Origin of the sequence: Corynebacterium sp. c25Ua_89 (assembly GCF_047459735.1) — a bacterium.
Taxonomy (GTDB): domain Bacteria; phylum Actinomycetota; class Actinomycetes; order Mycobacteriales; family Mycobacteriaceae; genus Corynebacterium; species Corynebacterium simulans.
Window position 1 is genome coordinate 111,895 of sequence record NZ_JASBOD010000001.1, and the last position, 19,179, is coordinate 131,073.

The following is a 19,179-nucleotide window of genomic DNA, read 5'->3' on the forward strand; positions in this document are numbered from 1 at the left end:
GGTTTAAATTCCTAACCCATTACCAATGATGAGGTCGATGATCTTGATGCCAATGAACGGGGCTACGAAGCCACCGAGGCCGAAAATGAGTAGGTTGCGGCGCAGCAGTGCGGAAGCACTGGCCGGGCGGTAGGACACGCCCTTGAGCGCCAACGGAATGAGCGCCACGATAATGAGCGCGTTGAAGATGACAGCGGACAAGATGGCCGAGGTCGGAGAATGCAGGTGCATGATGTTGAGGGCTTGCAGCCCCGGGAATGCGGTGATGAACATCGCCGGTAAGATGGCGAAGTATTTTGCTACGTCGTTCGCGATGGAAAAGGTCGTCAGGGAGCCGCGCGTGATGAGCAGCTGCTTGCCGATTCCCACGATGTCGATGAGCTTCGTCGGATCTGAGTCCAAGTCGACCATGTTGCCGGCTTCCTTGGCGGCGGTCGTACCGGTGTTCATCGCCACGCCCACGTCAGCCTGCGCCAACGCCGGAGCATCGTTGGTGCCGTCACCGGTCATGGCCACCATGTGACCACCGGCCTGCTCCTTTTTTATGAGCGCGAGTTTTTGGTCCGGAGTAGCCTCGGCGAGAACGTCGTCGACGCCGGCTTCCTTGGCGATGGCTTGAGCAGTCAGCTCGTTGTCACCGGTGATCATGACGGTACGAATGCCCATCTCGCGCAGCGTCTTGAAGCGCTCGACCATGCCGTCTTTCACAATGTCCTTAAGATGAATAACACCGAGGACGCGTGACAAGGAGGAATTGGCGGTCGCTTCACGAGGATCGGATCCGGGCTCCGGGGCATTAATGAGCTCGGCGACCACGAGTGCGGTGCCGCCGTCTTGACTAATTGAGTTGACCACGTCCTCGGTCTCTGCCGGAACAGTGCCGCCGAGCTCGCGGACAGTTGTCATGATCTGCTTGGCCGCGCCTTTGACGATCATTTCGGAATCGCTGAGTTTCACCCCCGACATGCGGGTCTGCGCAGTAAATGCGATGAATTCGAGGTTGCGAAAGTGTTCCTCTGGCATTTCACCTCGGGCGGCTTCCGCCAGCTTGACAATGGAACGTCCCTCCGGGGTCTCGTCGGCCATGGAGGAAAGCTGCACCTTGTATAGAAGCTCGTCTTGGTCGTACCCGCCCACAGGAATTACGTTCACGGCCTGGCGGTCGCCGACCGTAATCGTGCCCGTCTTGTCAAGCAACAGAGTGGAGACGTCACCGGCAGCCTCGACGGCACGCCCGGACATGGCCAGCACATTGTGCTGCACCAGGCGGTCCATGCCGGCGATGCCGATGGCGGATAACAGCGCGCCGATGGTGGTTGGGATCAGGCAGACCAACAAGGCGACAAGAACCAGGGGATCCTGCGCCGCACCATTAAATGCCGCGGTCGGGGCTAGCGCCATGACAACGAGCAGGAATATCAGGGTCAATACGTTGAGGAGCGTGGACAAGGCAAGCTCGTTCGGGGTCCTCTGGCGATTGGCGCCTTCGACTAAACCGATCATGCGGTCCATGAAGGACTGACCGGGCTCGTTGGTGACCTTGACCACGACCCAGTCAGACAACACGCGGGTACCACCGGTGACGGCGCACCGGTCGCCTCCAGATTCTCGGATGACCGGGGCGGATTCGCCGGTGACGGCTGACTCGTCCACGGAGGCCGCCCCAACGATGACGTCGCCGTCGGCTGGAATGGTCTGACCGGCTTCTACGAGGACGACATCCTCTTTGGCCAGCTCGGTTGAGGGGACTTCTTCGGTCTCGTAGTTGGCCGGGCTGAGCTCATCGTTGGTGCGGCCGGAGCCGGACCCGGCGGTGACGAGGGCCGTGGAGGTGATGCGACGGGCAGTGGTGGTCGTCCGCGATCGACGTAGAGCGTCCGCCTGAGCCTTGCCGCGACCTTCTGCGAAGGCTTCAGCAAAGGTTGCGAAGAACACCGTGGCCCAGAGCCAGAGAGAAATGGAGAAACTAAACAAAGTCGGTTGGGTACAGGCGATGATGAAGGTGAACACAGCGCCCACCTCTACTAAGAACATTACCGGCGTTTTAACGAGCTCTTTCGGGCTCATCTTGCGCAGAGCCAAAGGCACCGTGGCCTTGAGCTGCTCTGCGGAAAAAGTAGATGTGGTCGAGCTCATAGAGTCGCCTCCAAAATCGGTCCTAGGACGAGAGTGGGAAGGAATGTTAGTGCACCGACGATGAGAACGACGCCTATCAGCAGGCCGACGAATAGCCCGCTGTGCGTCGGCAGAGTGCCCGAAGTCGTCGGGATGATGCGTTGCTTGGCCATGGCGCCGGCAGTTGCCAGGACCATAACGATGGGCAGAAAACGCCCCAACAGCATGCACATACCGAGGGAGATGTTGAACCACCAGGTGTCTGCTCCGAATCCGGCGAATGCCGAACCGTTGTTGTTGGATGCGGAGGTGAATGCGTAGACCAGGTCGCTAAAACCGTGCGGTCCCGCCGCGGATAGAGAGTCTGGGGTGCTTGGCAGAAGGACGGATAGTGCCACTCCGCCCAGCACGAGGGTTGGCATCACGAGGACGTACAGGCAGACCTTGATCATTTCGCCGACGCCAATGCGCTTTCCCAGGTATTCCGGTGTGCGCCCGACAATAAGGCCGGCGATGAACACCGACAGAATGGCCATGACCAGCATGCCGTACAACCCAGTGCCGACACCGCCTGGAGAGACTTCGCCGAGCAGCATATTTAAGATGAGAAGGCCGCCGCCGAGAGGAGTGTAACTCGAGTGGAATGAATCAACTGCGCCGGTCGACGTCATTGTCGTTGTCACCGCGAACAGCGCAGACGGGATGGTACCAAGCCGCATTTCGCGACCTTCCATGCCGCCGCCGATAGCGCCGGAAGCAGTGGCCTCGAGGGCGGTGACGGAAGCGAGTGACAGGAAGTACAACACCGCCATGGCGGAAAGAATGGCGTAGCCTTGGCGGGTATCGCGGACCATGAGACCGAATGTGCGAGTGAGAGACACCGGAATGACAAGGATGAGGAAGATTTCCAGGGCGTTGGACCACACGGTCGGGTTCTCGAACGGGTGGGCCGAGTTCGCATTGAAGTATCCGCCACCGTTGGTACCCAGTTCCTTGATGACCTCTTGGGAGGCCACAGCGCCGCCGGGGATGGTCTGGGTAGCGCCGGTAACTGTGGTAAAAGTCACCGGGGGTTGCAGGTTTTGGATGACTCCCTGGGTCATGAGAAACAGCGCGCCCAAGGTTGCCATGGGCAGGAGGATGCGCAGACAGATGCGGGTAAGATCCACCCAAAAGTTACCGATGCGCCCGTCGCCGTTACGGGCCGCGAACCCTCGGATAAGCGCAGCAGCGACGGAAATGCCTACGGCACCGGAGACGAAGTTTTGGACCGTCATGCCGAGCATCTGCGTCAGCTGCGACATCGCAGTTTCACCGGAGTAGGACTGCCAGTTGGTATTGGTTGTAAACGAGACCGCAGTATTCCACGCTTGGTCCGGATCTACTGGGCCCATGCCGTGCGCCCACGGCAAGTACTGCTGGAGGCGTTGCAGTAGGTACAAGACAATGATCGAAAACATGGAGAAGGCCAAGAGGCTACCGGCGTAGCGGCGCCAGGTTTGCCGGGCGGAAGAATCTACCCCCAACACCTTGTAGATGGCCTTCTCTATCTTGAGATCGTTGGCTCCTGTGAAAACCTTTGCCATGTACCCGCCCAGTGGGACGTACAGTATGGCGAGGAGCGTGAATACCGCGACGAACGGGATATACCCGCCGATAACCCCGGTCATGAGAAGTCCTCAGGGTGTAACAGAGCGATGAGCAAGTAGATGACGGCCGCGATTCCTAGAATCATGCCTACAGTAAGTTCCCAGGTCATAGCTTATCCACCACCTGAGCTATCCATTGAATGATAACGAACAGCACAATGGTGGCAAGCGTCAAAATTATGTCGAATGCCATGGATTCATAAAAGCACCCATCGGCACCGCTACATCTGGGTCTTAACGAGATTTTGACATCTACGCTGAGGGAAGAGCTAGTCTGCGACGAGTGGCTCCATGGTCAGCTCCGGGTGCTCCTTCTCAATGAAAGCTAGCTTCCACTTATCGCCGAAGAGGGCGATTAGTTCGCCGTCAGTGCGGGTAAAGATTTCCACGCCGCGCTGGCGGCCGAGCTCAGAGGCGGACTCGGCGTCGGTGCGACGGGCAACGGAATACGGGATGGGCTCCGTGACGGTTTCCACGTTGTATTCCACTTCCATGCGCGCCTGCATGACCTCGAACTGCATGGGACCCACCGCAGCCATGACAGGTGCGGCGTCGCCACGGGCCTCATTGCGCAGGATCTGGACGACGCCCTCAGCAGCCAACTGATCCAAGCCCTTACGGAAGGCCTTGTAATCGCCCAAAGACTTCGCACGCAGAATGCGGAATGCCTCCGGTGCGAACTGCGGCATCGGCTTGAACTGCACCTTCTTGCCAGAGTAGATGGTATCGCCAGGTGCCAGGGAACCGGCGTTGACGAGGCCCACGATGTCGCCCGGGTAGGCGGTGTCGATGGTGTCGCGCGTGCGGCCGAAGACAGTCAGCGCGTACTTGGTAGAGAAGCTGCGGCCGGATTGGGCGTGGGTGACCTGCATGCCGCGGTCGAACTCGCCGGAGACGACGCGCATGAATGCCAAGTTATCGCGGTGCTTGCGGTCCATGCCCGCCTGCACTTTGAAGATGACGCCAGCGAAGTCATCGGTGACCTCGCGGACCTCGTCGATGGCTGCGTTGGCGCCGCCGGACGCCTCGATTGCCTTCGGATCGGAATCGCGCGAGCGCGGGGCCGGGGCGATGGCGCACAAGGTATCGAGAATCTGGTGCACGCCGAAGTTCAACATTGCGGAGGCAAAGATCAGCGGGGAAGTAACGCACTGCTCGAATAGCTCCTGGTCATGCAGCGCGCCGTCGGCAGCCAGTAGCTCTGCCTCCTCGACGGCGGTCTCCCAGGCATCACCTTCTTTGGCCTCAGCGCCGCTCGGATCGTAATGCTCCTCTGGTGCGATGGTCGAGCCACCCGCAGTACGGATGAAGTGGATGTAGTTATCCGCCTCGCCGTCTTCATTGATGTGCGCCAAGCCACGGAAGTCACCAGCGATGCCGACCGGCCAGTACAGCGGGGTGGGCTGTAGCTGAATCTCGTTGACGATCTCGTCCACGAGCTCCAGCGGTTCGCGGCCGACACGGTCCCACTTATTGATAACCGTAACAATCGGCAAACCGCGGGCCTTGCACACACGGAAGAGCTTGAGGGTCTGTGGCTCCAGGCCCTTCGCGGCGTCGATAAGCATGACTGCGGCATCAACCGCAGTAAGAACGCGATAGGTATCCTCCGAGAAGTCCGCGTGGCCCGGGGTATCGACCAGGTTGATCATGTAAGGCTCACCCGTATGGCCCTCCGGGGCGTACTCGAACTGGAGGGCAGAAGAAGCTACGGAGATACCGCGGTCCTTTTCCATCTCCATCCAGTCAGAGACCGTGGCTTTACGGTTTCCCTTGCCGTGCACGGCACCTGCTTCATTAATGATGTGCGCATGCAACGCCAGCGCCTCCGTAAGGGTGGATTTACCGGCGTCCGGGTGGGCGATGACGGCAAATGTACGACGGCGGGTGGCTTCGGAGGCAATACTCATGCGCGTAAGTTTAGCGGTCTTGACCTAAAGTGCTGGAATCGCGCCGCAGCGATTAATTCCAGTCCACGCCAAGTTGCTCGCCCAAGTCATCGAAGATGCGGCGAGCAACGCTTGCCTTCTTGGCCATCGGTCGACGCATGCCCGGCTTGCGCTTGCTGTTGAAATACTGGCCAGACTCAAAGTGCATGCCCGGCGTGCCAGTGAGGTAATAAGCAAGGCTCTCGCCGCCGGCCTGGGCTTTTCCAAAGTACTTGGAGATTGCGCCGGTGTAGAACTTGCTCGTGCGGGTCTGCGATGACAGCGCAAAGTTGGTTGCCAAGACGCCGGGGTGGAAGGCCACGGAAGTCATCCCATGAGCGTGGAGATACTGCGTAAGCAAAATATCGCCCAGCTTGGCGTTGCCGTAGGCACGCTCTGCGGTGAACTTCTGGAAGGTATTTGGATCGCCCGGATCGAATGCAGACATCAAGAAGTTAGCCACCGAAGCGGTTTGCACGATGGTGGCATCCGTTTTGCGCAGCTTCTCCCGCAGCAAGGAAGTCAGCAGGAAAGGCGCCACCACGTTAACCTGCCACGTGCGTTCAAATCCATCTGCCGTGGTGAAGGGGCCATCGAAGATCCCGCCTGCATTGTTTCCCAACGCGTGAATCTCCTCGAGCTCACCTAATTCTTCTGCCAAGCGGCGCACCTGGCCCAAAGACTCAAAGTCCGCCAGGTGGAAGGAAGCCCCCACGCTTTCTGCCACAGCCTTGGTCTTTTCGGGATTACGGCCAACCAGCACCAGGCGATCCTGCGGGCGTTGGGCGTGGAGCACGCGGGCTGCTGCAGCGCCGATGCCGTCAGAGGCACCAGTGATGACGATGGTTTGTGGGTCGTGGCTCATGAATTTAAGCTTAGGGGCTATGAGCTTTCTCTGGTGGGTTACTTGCGGGAATGAATCTCATTCTGCGCGAATTGAATGCCGCGGGAAACGATGAGCCCCACGGCGTCGGCAGCCTTGGCGATTGCGGCGTCGAAACCAGTACCGGAATCCACCGGCCCCAGGACATAATCCGGAATGGATGTGCCCTTCGGCGGGCGGGCAATACCGATGCGAATGCGAGGGTACTCGCGGGTTCCCAAGCGTTCGCTCAAGGACTTCAACCCGTTGTGGCCGTTTTCATTGCCGCCTACCTTGATGCGAATCTTATGCGCTGGCAAATCGAGCTCATCATGAATTACGATGATGCGCTCCGCTGGAATCTGTAATTCCTCTGCGAAGGGAGCGATCGGGTCACCAGACAAGTTCATAAAAGTTGCGCAACGGGCAACGACTACGGCAATATCGCCCACCATTACCTGCGCCGCGGACAATTTATGGTCCTTAACCGGCTGCAGGATATCTCCGGAATCGGCTAAAAGGTCATCGACTGCCATGTAGCCCACGTTGTGGCGCGTCGCGGCGTACTGCGCGCCGGGGTTGCCAAGGCCCACCACGAGCCATTGGCCTGAAAGGTCAGAAACTTCCAGCAGGGGAGCCTGCTTCTGGCGTGCTGTGTTCCGGTGAAGCCCCTTCTTCACAGTACTTGCTTTAGAACCCGCCGAAGAGCGAAGCTGCTGCAAAAATTCCTTGATGGTTGCGCCGAGGGAAGACATAGAACACACCTTAATGTGGGGAGTAAAGAATAGCTTGCGCGCATCCTTTGCCTAGCATGGGCGAGATGAGCGCACTACTTGAAAGCTTAAAGACCAGAGTACTTCCCGCCCCCATGGCTGGGGGACCCACGACCCCGCGCAGCGTTCTGGCGGCATCGGCAGCCGGCTCCTTTGGTGCTTTGGCACTGGGGACTGCTTCCCTCGAAGCGGCGCGGGAACAGATTGCGGCCTGCGAGGGGGAGCATTTTGGGGTCAATCTTTTCTGCCCGCAGAAGCCGCTGGGTGAAGACTCGATGGCGGCGGTGCGCGCTATGGCGGAATCAGAAGGCGTGGAGGTTCCTAGCGTCGACTATTCCAACGGATGGGAGGACAAGCTCCAGCTAGCGCTAGATGGCGGCGCGGCGGTGCTGTGGTCCATGTTCGGTACCTTTAGTCCTGGCGAGATTAGCCGTATCCACGCTGCGGGAGCGGAGGCTTGGACCACGGTTACTTCGCCGGAAGAAGCTATCGCTGCTGCAAAAGCTGGGGTAGATGCGTTGTGTGTGCAGGGTCCTGAGGCTGGCGGGCACCGCGGGGTCTGGGATGCCGAAGCGGAGCCGGATTGGCGCCCGCTGCCGGAGCTGGTGGCGGCAGTTTACGCCGCGCTTAGCGACGCCCCTCTTCCTCTGATTGTCGCAGGTGGACTGCGTACAGCCGAAGACGTTGCGCGAGCCCTTTCATGGCCAGGCGTTGAAGCGGTCAGCTGTGGTTCGGCCTTCTTGCTGGCTGAGGAGGCTGGAACCAGCGCCTTTAATCGCGAGCTTCTCGCAGGCGGTGGCAAAAGCGTATCCACTCGTGCGTTTTCCGGCCGCTTTGCCCGCGGGCTGGAAACTGAGTTCACTCGGGCCCACCCAAAATTGCCCCCGATGTACCCCTTCTTGAATCCGATTTTGAAACCACGCCGCCAAGAAAAGGATGCTGCAGTGGTCTATTGCCTGGTGGGGGAGCAGGTGGAGAAAATAAACGGGGGTAGTGTGGCGGAAATCCTGTGGCGTCTATGCCAAAACGGGCAACACTAGGAGTTAATATTTACGGTTGAATGTTGGTTTACCCCCATGACGAGTAAAGGAAAAGAACACGTGACTGCGAACGCACAGGTTGGACACGCTGACTGGAACGAGCGCCTTGAGCTTGCTCAGGAAATGATCCCGCTGATCCACCAACTGCACCGCACCAACAACGTTGTTGCCACTATCTACGGCCGCAACTTGAATGGCGTAACGGACATCGACATCATGAAGGCGCACCGCTACGCACGCCGTATTGCAAAGCGCGAACTTTCCACCGCAGAGACCCTTCCTATCCTGAAGGAACTGTGCGACATGAACCTGGGCTCTGCCTCCATCGACCTGGGCCGCCTGGCTTCTGGCTACTCTGAGTCTGACGCCAACAACCTGCGCGACTACCTGGAGCAGGAACTCTGCGACCTGGTTGGCGCTGCTGTTGATAAGGAATGCACCGACGTTGTGCTCTACGGCTTTGGCCGCATCGGCCGTCTTCTGGCCCGCATCCTGATCGCTCGTGAGGCTGCATACGGCGGCGTCCGTCTGCGCGCCATCGTTGCCCGCAAGAAAGGCGACGGCGATATCTTCAAGCGTGCCTCCTTGCTGCGCCGCGACTCCGTTCATGGTGCTTTCAACGGCACCATCGCTGTGGATGAAGAAAATGACGTTATCTGGGCAAACGGCACCAAGATTCAGATGATCTACGCCAACGACCCGGCTGATATCGACTACACCGCTTACGGCATCAACAATGCCATCCTGGTTGATAACACCGGCGTATGGCGTGACCGCGCTGGCCTGGAGCAGCACCTGCAGTCCAAGGGCATCGACCGCGTGCTGCTGACCGCACCGGGCAAGGGCGATCTGAAGAACATCGTCTACGGCATCAACGATGACACCATCGAGGATTCTGACAAGATCCTGTCTGCCGCATCCTGCACCACCAACGGCATCACCCCTGTTCTCAAGGTCATCAATGATCGTTACGGCGTTGTCCACGGCCACGTGGAGACCGCTCACTCCTTTACCAATGACCAGAACCTGATTGATAACTTCCACAAGGGTGACCGTCGTGGCCGCGCAGCTGGTCTCAACATGGTTCTCACCGAGACCGGTGCTGCGAAGGCAGTCTCCAAGGCTGTTCCGGAGTTTGAGGGCAAGCTGACCGGTAACGCTATCCGCGTTCCTACCCCGGACGTTTCCATGGCAGTGCTGAACCTGGAGCTGGAGAAGGAAGTCGAGCGCGATGAGGTCAACGACTTCCTGCGCAACGTCTCCCTGCACTCTGACCTGCGCCAGCAGATTTCCTACATTGCTTCTCCGGAGGTTGTCTCCTCTGACTTCGTCGGCTCCACCCACGCCGGCATTGTCGACGGCCTGGCAACCATCGCTTCCGGCAAGCACCTGGTTCTCTATGTCTGGTACGACAACGAGTTCGGCTACTCCAACCAGGTAATTCGCATCGTCGAGGACATCGCAGGCGCACGTCCTCGCGTATTCCCGGCTCGCGTTGAGGCGCACGAGCTCTAAGCCTCTTCGCGCAGCTTAAGCGCTACCCACCCCCTGGGGCCACATTTTCGGTGTGGCTCCAGGGGTCTTTGTTTAGGCAGGCATGGGGACGGGTTGTAATGCTAAGCGCACGTACCCCTGAGTGGGTTGTTCGACTATGTGTATCCACGGCTGAGTTTTAGGATGTTTCGATGTGAAATCTAATCCCAAGCATTCGCAGCCACACCGTGCCCAAAGCGCTGAAATAGCTGAAGATGCTGGTAGCAATCAATCTACTGCGTCTCGGTGGATAAACGCCGGGCGATGGCTGATCGGTACGCCTTGGGGAAGGCTTGTCATTATTATTGCGTTGTGCGCGGCGCTGGCACCATCAGTATTACGAGGTTTTCACCTCCGGTATTACATCGATCTTGATGTCTACGCTGCAGGCGGTCGCGCGGTGCTGACAGGCCAGTCGCTCTATGAAGACGGCTTCGATGTGCGTGGGGCGCATTTGCCTTTTACATATCCGCCGTTGGCCGCAATGCTTTTTGCCCCGTTGTCGCTTCTGCCGCACTCGGTCGCAGCGGTTACCATGCTCGCAGTATCAACCGCGGCGCTCTGGTGGTGCATTCACCGTATCGTGGACACGCTGGGTCTTGCTGAGTATCTCGGTGGCAGCAAAGGGTGGCTGAGCACCGGGCTGCTTGCGTTGGCATTGGTGACAGAACCCGTGCGGCAGACCCTCATGTTTGGCCAGATCAACATCGTGCTGATGTTTCTCGTGTTCGCCGATGTCTTCGGTCGCCGCAGCCTCCGTGGGTGGGGCGTGGGGCTTGCGGCGGCCATCAAGCTTACCCCTGCGGTATTTGGCCTGTATTTCCTTATCACCCGGCAATTTAAGGCTGCGGCGATGTCCGTAGCGACCGGAATTGCAGCGACGCTGTTGGCGGCACTCGTCTTGCCGGCTGACTCCCGCGAATACTGGACGCAAACCTTGGGCGATCCGACCCGGATCGGTGGAATCGATTTCGTGGGCAATCAATCCCTCCGCGGCGTCGTTGAGCGCGCCCTCGGGCCAGGGGAGGGCCACGGCCTGTGGGTAGGCGCGTCGCTGGTGGCCTTCTGCGTCATCGCGGTGACCATGTGGCGACACCGCGGTGACATGGTGGCGCTGCTGGGACTCAACTCCCTCGTGGCGCTTCTGATCTCCCCGGTGAGCTGGTCACACCACTGGGTCTGGCTGCCGGTGCTGCTACTCCCGCAGCTCGTGCGCTGGGCCCGCGGTGGGGTGCCGGGCGCTACACTCGTGTCGATTGCGACGATGCTGCTTACCTTCATTGGGCCGCACTGGTTCGTTGATGGTTTGGATACCACGCAGTGGTGGGCAGCGATATGCGCAGCAGACTTCGTCCTCATCGCAGTGGCATACCTCGTGCTTGCCGTGCGCGCCCCGCGGCCGCGGGTTAATTCTTAGCGGGCGGGGCGGCAAGGCTCAGCAGTTGGTGGGATGACTACTAGTCTGCCTTGTGCTTCCCGGTCTTCTTTTTCTTCTTGCCCTTGTGCTTTTTGCTTTCGGACTTGTGTGCAGCAACCTTGTCGCGCTCAAGTTCGGCGGCCACATCGGGGACGTAGGCGAACTCATCGCGCGGCGGACGCTGGTATTCCTCGCCGCTTTCAGCCGGGCGCTCCGGAATCTCCGGAACCACCTGCTCGACGTGCTGATACGGAACCGTCTTTAGGATGCGGTTGATGACGTTGATACGAGAGCGTTTCTTGTCTTCAGATTCAACGGTGTACCACGGAGCGTTCGGGGTATCGGTGTGGACGAACATCTCGTCCTTTGCACGGGAGTAGTCCTCCCAGCGGGTGATGGACTGCAGATCCATGGGAGAGAGCTTCCAGCGACGCAGCGGATCGTTGCGGCGGGACTTAAAGCGCGCGATCTGCTCCTCGTCAGAGACGGAGAACCAGTACTTCAGCAGAATAATGCCGTCTTCAACGAGCATGCTTTCGAGCTGGGGCGCCTGGTGCAGGAAGCGGACATATTCTTGTTGGGAGCAAAAGCCCATGACTCGCTCGACACCGGCGCGGTTGTACCAGGAGCGGTCAAAAATGACTATTTCGCCCGCGGTCGGAAGCTTTTCGATGTAGCGCTGGAAGTACCACTGGCCGGCCTCACGGTCGGTGGGTTTAGGCAGAGCTTCGATGCGGCAGGTGCGGGGGTTGAGGTACTGGGTGATGCGCTTGATGGCAGAGCCCTTACCTGCAGCGTCGCGACCTTCCATGATAATGACGATGCGGGCACCGGTTTCTACAACCCACTGCTGCATCTCGACGAGTTCGGCCTGCAGGCGCTTGAGTTCTTCCTCGTAAGCTTCCTTATCGAGCTTGGCAGGGGCGGTTTTGGATTTCTTGCTCATGTATTTAATTTTAGCCCGCTAGCTGCGAAGATTTGCAATAAGTCCAGGGCAATTATGCACAAGCATAGTAATTAGCCACACGTGCACTCGGGCCCGCAGGCAGAAGGCGCTTCGCCGTAGTGCGTGGTGTTTTCGATAGCGCCCAAGCCTTCGACCTCAATGCGGACGGTTTGGCCGTCCTGAATAAAGGCCTGTGGCTTACGCGCAAATCCCACGCCCTCGGGCGTGCCGGTCACGATGACATCGCCGGGGTTAAGCGGGTACAGCTTTGAGCAGAACGCGATGAGCTCCGCGACGGAGAAAATCAGGTCATCGGTGTTATCTGCCTGGCGCACCTCGCCATCAACGGTGGTGGTAATGCGCGCGTTGCCGCCGGGCGCCCACTCATCAGAAGTGGTCAGCCATGGACCGAATCCAGCAGTGCGGTAGAAAGATTTGCCGGCATGGAATTGAGTGGTACGCCGCTGGAAATCCCGCAGCGTGTAGTCATTCATCACGGCGTAGCCTGCGGCGTGTTCGAGCGCGTCTGCCATCGCAACATTGTGCGCACGAGAGCCGATAACCACGGCGAGTTCGCCCTCATAGTCGAGCTTGCTCGTGGCCCAGTCGGGGACATAGATATCGTCGTAGGGGCCGGTGAGCGCCTCCGGAAACTTAATGAACAAGGTAGGCTGCTCAGGCAGCTCACGACCCATCTCACGCGCATGTTTGGCGTAATTGACGCCCACGCAGATAATCTTCGACGGCGTCGGGATGACGGGCGCTAAGTCCTGTTCGCGGAAAGCAATCGGCTCGCCAGAAAGTTGCGCGGACTTGCACCAATCCTCAGCCTGCAGGAGCTGGCCGACGTCGTCAAAGTCGAGCTCCACGCCCACGCCGGGGCCGTCGATGCGGATCGCAGTGGTGCCAAACTGAGTTCGCAAGGTGGCAAGTTTCATGTCGGAAATTCTACGCGGAGTTGCAGGCAGCGTGGCGCACAAGCCGGGGAGAAGTTTTAAGGCATGCGAATCTGGCCCGTGGGCGGGCTAGACAACTTGCTTCGCGAGCTAAGTAGCGTGTTCTGAGAAACTGCTCAGCTCTTCGTCGAGGTAGGTGCGTTCTTCTTCTAACCAATCCGGCAGCGGCGAGTTAAGCGGCGGCGGAGATTTATCCGTCCAAGGTGGGATGTACCAGCCGCTGGGCGGAACCCAATAGACTGTGCCATGCCGCTCGAGCCATCCGCGTCCACCGGCGGTCTCGTCGTCATTGACGGCATTGTGATACTGGCAGGCCATGGTGAGGTTTTCCGCGGATGTTTCGCCGCCATGGCGCCAGGCCTTTAGATGGTGGACTTGGCAATCGTTCGCGCCCTTTTTGCAGCCGAGCCAGGCACAGCGCGGGTTTTCCGCAGTAGCCATAAGCCGCTGCTTGGTGGAGGCAAAACGCGAGACGCGGTGTAGGTTCACAGGCCCATGCACAGGATGCATGAGTACGTGGAAGCCGTGATCAAGGATGTTCCGGGTAGCCAGTTCAGTTGAGGAGATGAGCGCGCCATTGCTTAATTGGAACCAGACTTCGTGGCCTTCCAAGGCCCGCGCGTAGTTTTCCATGTTTGTCACCAACATGACAGAAATTGTTGGCTGACTAGGGTTTCCTTCGCCGAACCAGCGTTGCTTTAGCCCTGCGAGTGCAGATTCAGCGCTGCTGCAGTCAAGGCTGTCGCGCATATCGGTGAGGTCGGCGGAGGGGCCGCAAATAGTCAGGGTAGCTTGACCATCGGGATGCTGGGCCAGGCGTATCCCAGGCTTGCGTTCGCGGCGAGGCGAGCGCGCAGCAACCAATTCGCGGGCCTTCTTCTCGACGACTCTCGTATCACCGGCCGTGGCCAAAGCCGTATGGCGCACGCGCCACCGTTCGGCCTCCGTGCGCAGCTTGCGGGCCTGCTTTTCCACCGCAAGGAGCGTAGTAAGGGAGTGCGCACGCCCGCGTTCCATGGTTTCGCGACGCAAGCGCTGAAAAGAGTTCCTGGGCGCGAAAGGCTCAGCGAGGGCTGCAAGGTCTATTGCCAGAGCATCGGGCACCCCGAGACTAGCGATTTCACTCGCTGTCTTGCCTACGGCTTCTTCGACAATATCCATGCCCCGACTTAACGTGCTGGCCAGTTCCCCCAAAACTGTCATAGCCCAGACCCTAAAGCAGCTTATGCCACCCCGCAACTGGAGCGGCGTCGGCAAGCACAGCTAACTCGCGGACGCGATGCGGGTGATTTCTTGCGCTGCGTCTGCGCAGATGATGGGGATGTCCGCTTGCTCTTTCTTTGCCCACGGTTTAAGCACGAAGCTTGCGGGATCCATTCGACCAGGCGGGCGTCCGATGCCTATGGAAAGCCGCTGATAATCCTTGGTACCCAGAGACTTGGTAGTGGAGCGCAGACCATTGTGCCCGTGGTCGCCACCACCGACGCGGTGCTTGACGACGCCGAATTCCAGCTCCAGCTCATCATGGACCACGATGAGGTTTGCAGGGGATAGCGAAAAGTACTGGAGGAGTGCCTTGATAGGGCCACCAGAGAGGTTCATGAAAGAACGCGGTTTGGCAAGGAATAACTTGGTCGAGCCAAGGCGAACTTCGGCAACTTCGGTGTTGGTCTTCTTATGTACTGAAAAGCTGGTGAAGTTGTCATTAGCTAATTCATCGACAACATCGAAACCGATGTTGTGGCGGGTTCCGGCATATTTGGGGCCCGGGTTGCCCAGGCCGACGATGAGATAATCAGTCACTAAGTCATTGTCTCATGCCGGTGCGAAAGAGCGGCTCTTGGTGTGAAAACGGGCAAACGCCCGCGCCGGCCACGATGGCCAGTGCGGGCGAATGTGCGTAAAAAGAGCGTGAAACTCTGAATTACTCTGCGGATTCTTCCTCAGCGGACTCAGCGCCAGCCTCAGCGCCGCCTTCCTCAGCAGCCTCAGCGGCTGCCTCGAGCTCTTCGTCAACCTCAGGCAGGGAGATGGAAGCGATGACGGTCTCTGCATCTGCAACCAGGGTGGTGCCTTCTGGCAGGGTGACGTCGCCAGCGGTGACGACAGCGCCGTCCTCGAGGCCCTCGATGGAAACGGAGATCTCCTCTGGGATGTTCAGAACGTCTGCCTCAACGAGGAGGACGTCAGCATCCTGAACGGACATGGTGCCCGGTGCGCTCTCGCCCTCGAGAACAACCGGAACCTCAACCTCAACCTTCTCGCCGCGCTTGATGGAAAGCAGGTCGACGTGGTCGATGTCCAGGGTCAGAACGTTCTGGTCAACGTGCTTGACCATGACGAGGTGCTGCTCGCCCTCGAGCTCGAGCTCGAAAACAGCGTTGACGCCGTGTGCGCGAACCAGTGCAGTCAGCTCGAGACGGTCAACAGCGAAGTGCAGAACGTCAACGCCGTGGCCGTAGACAACGCCTGGGACCTTGCCAGCAACGCGCAGGCGGCGAGCGAAGCCCTTGCCGAACTCGTTACGTACTTCTGCCTTCAATACTGGGCGGGTGTTTGCCATAGTAAAACTCCTAGTGTCAAAGATTGGTGCGGCGAGACTTTAGCGAGTTCGAAAACGGCGAAAGCCTGCCGATGGTCGTCTTGGTCGAGTCATCGCAGGCTTAAAACGTGTGAAATAACTTCTAATCGCGTCGATAACGGCTTTCCAATTCTGGGCAGCCCTCGCCGAGACAGCGAGAATACTAACACGCAGCGCCGAGAGCAGGCAAGTTACTTCTGCTCTTCTTCGCCGACAACTCCCTAGCCTTCGTCAGCTTCGTAGTCCTCGGCCGAAAAGTCATTGGAATCATCGGCCTCGCTAAGCGCGCTGCCTACCACCTTAGCGAGGCTATCGACGCTATCCCACCAGCTCTTCATGGAGAGAAGCTCATGCAGGCTGTCCAATTGCGCAGGCGGAAATACCTTAAGATGTAACAAGCAGAACAACAACACAAGGAACCTCCACCTGGATCAATTCAGGCGGAGGTTCCTTGTGTTCTGTTTAGGAGAGTAGCTTGTATCCGCTCTTGTCTTTGAATTCCCCTGAGGCGATCATGATGAGATCCACGATGGTTCCCACTAAGAAGAGTCCCCCTGTGAAGAGCCAGAGCAGACCAGTTCCGATCTTTCCCACATATATGCGGTGAAGACCAGCCACAAGGAAGAGACCAAGGACGCACAGCACAGCTGCGACACCTTTGCTGTATTTGCTTTCTCCGGAGAAATAGTTCGCATTGTAGGTCATATCATTATGTCCTTTCATTGTGGTGCGGTATCCGTTGCCGACGTGCAAGTCGTAGCACAGGTTCATGATGGCTGCATCTTATGTGGCGTCTAGCGCAAGGCAGGGAAAACCCAAGGAAAGCGCCTCGTCAAGCCTCCGAGTAAATATTAGTCAAGTTCATTTCTGTTTTTGGGGGGAAATGAAAAGACCGCCCAGCCGTGTGCTGGACGGTCCTTTTACGTGCTGCTTTTTAAGCGCTTAGTTTGACTCGAAGAGCGTGGTTACGGAGCCGTTTTCGAAAATCTCGTGGATGGTACGAGCCAGCAACGGAGCAATCGAAAGAACGGTCAGGTTGGACCAGCCCTCGGTGGACTGCGGAAGGGTATCGGTGGTGATGACTTCCTCAGCGCCGCACTCGGACAGGCGCTCACGTGCCGGATTGGAGAAGACGCCGTGGGTACAAGCGATGACGACGGACTTCGCGCCTGCTTCCTTCAGCACGCGAACTGCGCCAGCGATGGTTCCGCCGGTATCGATCATGTCATCCAGAAGGATGCAGTCCTTGCCCTCGACCTCACCGACAACGCGGTTGGAGACGGTTTCGTTTGCAACCTCGGTGGAACGAGTCTTGTGAACGAAGGACAGTGGGGCGTCGCCTAGCTCGTGTGCCCATTTCTCAGCGACCTTGACGCGGCCAGCATCCGGGGAGACCACTGCGAGGTTGTCCAAGGGATACTTGGACTTGATGTAGTCAACCAGGATCGGCATTGCGTGCATGTGATCGACCGGGCCGTCGAAGAAGCCCTGGATCTGGTCAGTGTGCAGGTCAACAGAAACGATGCGGTCAGCGCCGGCAGCCTGCAGTAGATCTGCAACCAGGCGAGCGGAGATCGGCTCGCGGCCGCGGTGCTTCTTATCCTGACGTGCGTATGGGTAGAACGGCAGGATAGCGGTGATGCGCTTGGCAGAGCCGCGCTTGAGCGCATCGATCATGATGAGCTGCTCCACCAGCCACTTGTTCAGCGGCTGGGTGTGGGACTGCATCACGAAGCAGTCTGCACCACGGACAGACTCTTCGAAGCGGATGAAGATCTCACCGTTTGCAAAGTCACGAGCGGTGGTTGGAACGAGGTCCGTCTTCAGTTCCTTGGCCACAGCCTCAGCCAATTCTGGGTGTGCACGCCCAGAAAAAAGCTTCATATTCTTGCTGCTGCCGGTTACCTTGCCAGTCATGGACGGTAATTCCCCTTACTTGTTGTTGTCCTGTGCGCGGGCGGCAGCTTCTGCTGCCGGAGTGCCCGGACGCTTCTTTTGAACCCAGCCTTCGATGTTGCGCTGCTTGCCACCGGAGACCACGAGTGCTCCCGCAGGAACATCTTCCTTGATAACTGTACCCGCCCCGGAATAAGCGCCGTCACCGACATTGACTGGTGCGATAAACATCGTGTCAGATCCGGTGCGCACATGGCTGCCGATTACGGTGTGATGCTTGTTAACACCGTCGTAGTTGACGAATACGGAGGAGGCGCCGATGTTGGATTCCTCGCCCACGGTGGCATCGCCGATGTAGGTCAGGTGCGGCACCTTGGAACCGCGCCCGATCTGGGCATTCTTCGCCTCGACGAAGCCGCCGAGCTTGCCGCCTTCGCCGAGCTCGGTCTTCGGGCGGATGAAGGTAAACGGGCCGACATTGGCGTTAGCGCCAATCACAGACTCGGAACCGTGGGTGCGGATGACCTTGGCGCCTTCGCCGACCTGCATATCGGTCAGGGTGGTGTCCGGGCCGATTTCCGCGCCATCAGCGATGTGGGTCTTGCCCCACAGCTGGGTGCCCGGGTGGATGAGAACGTCGCAGCCAATGGCGACGTCAACGCCAATCCAGGTGGTGGCAGGGTCGACGATGGTGGCACCGCCGCGCATGGCGGCTTCCACCGTGCGGCGGTTGAGCTCGCGGCCAGCTGCGGCGAGCTGGACGCGGTCATTGACGCCTGCCAGCTCGCCGGCGTCGGCAGCAATGTGCGCGCCGACGTTGTGGCCTGCGGTGCGGGCGATTTCCAAAACGTCAGTGATGTAGAGCTCGCCCTGGGCGTTGTTGGAATCGAGCTTGGTGAGGGCGTCGCGCAGAATTGCGCCGTCGAAAGCGAATACGCCGGAGTTGACCTCGTCGATGGAAAGCTGCTCGCTTGCTGCATCCTTCTGCTCAACGATGGCTTCGACATTGCCATCTGCGCCGCGGACGATGCGGCCATAACCGGTTGGGTCAGCAAGCTGCATCGACAGAACCGTCACGGCGTTGCCGGCGGTAACGTGGGCGTCGAAAAGCCCGCGGATGGTCTCAGTGCGAAGAAGGGGTACGTCACCGTTGGTGACGATGACGGTGCCATCGAAGTCGGGGAGTGGCTCGAGACCGCACTGCACTGCGTGGCCGGTGCCGTTTTGTTCTTCCTGCACTGCCTGGGAGACCTCGGTTCCCAGTTCTGCGGCGATGGCCTCAATGGCAGGAGAGACCTGCTCGCGCTGGTGGCCGACGACGGCGACGAGGTGCTCCGGGTGCATACCAGCCGCAGCATGCAGCGCGTGCCCGATGAGCGGGCGGCCGCCGATTTCGTGCAAAGTCTTTTGCTTTGCGGATTTCATTCGGGTGCCAGCGCCCGCTGCTAGAACAACAATGGCGCACTTAGTTGTATCTGCCACG

General features: G+C 59.0%; 17 protein-coding genes. 3 read left to right on the forward strand and 14 right to left on the reverse strand.

The window, feature by feature from the left end; all coding sequences use genetic code 11:
• Positions 1 to 3 precede the first annotated feature (3 nt).
• The 6 genes from kdpB to pth (QKB66_RS00565) form a co-directional block, all read right to left on the reverse strand.
• Positions 4 to 2,136: a potassium-transporting ATPase subunit KdpB gene (gene kdpB / locus QKB66_RS00540; protein WP_248091004.1), complete on the reverse strand. Its 2,133-nt coding sequence runs from the start codon at positions 2,134 to 2,136 to the stop codon at positions 4 to 6.
• Complete coding sequence (gene kdpA / locus QKB66_RS00545) at positions 2,133 to 3,785, reverse strand: potassium-transporting ATPase subunit KdpA (RefSeq protein ID WP_414252456.1); 1,653 nt, start codon at positions 3,783 to 3,785, stop codon at positions 2,133 to 2,135. The genes kdpB and kdpA overlap by 4 nt, the downstream gene beginning before the upstream one ends.
• Entirely contained in the window at positions 3,782 to 3,874 is a 93-nt protein-coding gene (locus QKB66_RS00550) for a potassium-transporting ATPase subunit F (protein WP_399531010.1), read from the reverse strand. The genes kdpA and QKB66_RS00550 overlap by 4 nt, the downstream gene beginning before the upstream one ends.
• Positions 3,875 to 4,033: 159 nt before the next feature.
• Positions 4,034 to 5,674 carry a peptide chain release factor 3 gene (locus QKB66_RS00555; RefSeq protein WP_239240035.1) on the reverse strand — a complete coding sequence of 547 codons (1,641 nt, stop codon included), beginning with the start codon at positions 5,672 to 5,674 and terminating at the stop codon, positions 4,034 to 4,036.
• A gap of 52 nt (positions 5,675 to 5,726) precedes the next feature.
• The gene (locus QKB66_RS00560) at positions 5,727 to 6,557 is read right to left on the reverse strand and encodes an SDR family NAD(P)-dependent oxidoreductase (RefSeq protein WP_414252457.1); all 831 of its coding nucleotides are present in this window, start codon (positions 6,555 to 6,557) and stop codon (positions 5,727 to 5,729) included.
• A 38-nt stretch (positions 6,558 to 6,595) separates the two neighbouring features.
• Positions 6,596 to 7,309, reverse strand: coding sequence for an aminoacyl-tRNA hydrolase (gene pth, locus QKB66_RS00565; RefSeq protein ID WP_414252458.1), 714 nt, complete (start codon positions 7,307 to 7,309; stop codon positions 6,596 to 6,598).
• Positions 7,310 to 7,374: 65 nt separating this feature from the next.
• Between pth (QKB66_RS00565) and QKB66_RS00570 the strand changes: the two genes are divergently transcribed.
• From QKB66_RS00570 to QKB66_RS00580, 3 genes are all read left to right on the forward strand, one after another.
• The gene (locus QKB66_RS00570; protein WP_414252459.1) at positions 7,375 to 8,367 is read left to right on the forward strand and encodes a nitronate monooxygenase; all 993 of its coding nucleotides are present in this window, start codon (positions 7,375 to 7,377) and stop codon (positions 8,365 to 8,367) included.
• Positions 8,368 to 8,403: 36 nt separating this feature from the next.
• Positions 8,404 to 9,882: a glyceraldehyde-3-phosphate dehydrogenase gene (locus tag QKB66_RS00575; protein ID WP_179294291.1), complete on the forward strand. Its 1,479-nt coding sequence runs from the start codon at positions 8,404 to 8,406 to the stop codon at positions 9,880 to 9,882.
• Positions 9,883 to 10,054: 172 nt separating this feature from the next.
• On the forward strand, positions 10,055 to 11,317 hold the full coding sequence (locus QKB66_RS00580) for a glycosyltransferase 87 family protein (RefSeq protein ID WP_248090991.1): 1,263 nt from the start codon (positions 10,055 to 10,057) through the stop codon (positions 11,315 to 11,317).
• 40 nt (positions 11,318 to 11,357) lie between these two features.
• Here QKB66_RS00580 and ppk2 read toward each other — a convergent pair whose 3' ends face one another.
• The 8 genes from ppk2 to glmU all read right to left on the reverse strand — a co-directional run bounded on the left by ppk2 (position 11,358) and on the right by glmU (position 19,178).
• On the reverse strand, positions 11,358 to 12,263 hold the full coding sequence (gene ppk2, locus QKB66_RS00585) for a polyphosphate kinase 2 (protein WP_414252460.1): 906 nt from the start codon (positions 12,261 to 12,263) through the stop codon (positions 11,358 to 11,360).
• Positions 12,264 to 12,334: 71 nt separating this feature from the next.
• The gene (locus QKB66_RS00590) at positions 12,335 to 13,201 is read right to left on the reverse strand and encodes a fumarylacetoacetate hydrolase family protein (protein ID WP_414252461.1); all 867 of its coding nucleotides are present in this window, start codon (positions 13,199 to 13,201) and stop codon (positions 12,335 to 12,337) included.
• A gap of 108 nt (positions 13,202 to 13,309) precedes the next feature.
• Positions 13,310 to 14,380 (reverse strand): HNH endonuclease signature motif containing protein, encoded by a 1,071-nt coding sequence (locus QKB66_RS00595; protein ID WP_414252462.1) that lies wholly within the window; start codon positions 14,378 to 14,380, stop codon positions 13,310 to 13,312.
• Between the two features lie 102 nt (positions 14,381 to 14,482).
• Entirely contained in the window at positions 14,483 to 15,022 is a 540-nt protein-coding gene (gene pth, locus QKB66_RS00600) for an aminoacyl-tRNA hydrolase (protein WP_311518418.1), read from the reverse strand.
• Positions 15,023 to 15,143: 121 nt separating this feature from the next.
• A complete protein-coding gene (locus QKB66_RS00605) occupies positions 15,144 to 15,782 on the reverse strand; it encodes a 50S ribosomal protein L25/general stress protein Ctc (RefSeq protein WP_311518419.1) in 639 nt (212 codons plus the stop codon).
• A 480-nt stretch (positions 15,783 to 16,262) separates the two neighbouring features.
• On the reverse strand, positions 16,263 to 16,505 hold the full coding sequence (locus tag QKB66_RS00610; protein ID WP_061921517.1) for a TM2 domain-containing protein: 243 nt from the start codon (positions 16,503 to 16,505) through the stop codon (positions 16,263 to 16,265).
• Positions 16,506 to 16,742: 237 nt separating this feature from the next.
• The gene (locus QKB66_RS00615) at positions 16,743 to 17,717 is read right to left on the reverse strand and encodes a ribose-phosphate diphosphokinase (protein ID WP_414252463.1); all 975 of its coding nucleotides are present in this window, start codon (positions 17,715 to 17,717) and stop codon (positions 16,743 to 16,745) included.
• 15 nt (positions 17,718 to 17,732) lie between these two features.
• Positions 17,733 to 19,178, reverse strand: coding sequence for a bifunctional UDP-N-acetylglucosamine diphosphorylase/glucosamine-1-phosphate N-acetyltransferase GlmU (gene glmU / locus QKB66_RS00620; RefSeq protein ID WP_414252464.1), 1,446 nt, complete (start codon positions 19,176 to 19,178; stop codon positions 17,733 to 17,735).
• Position 19,179 lies beyond the last annotated feature (1 nt).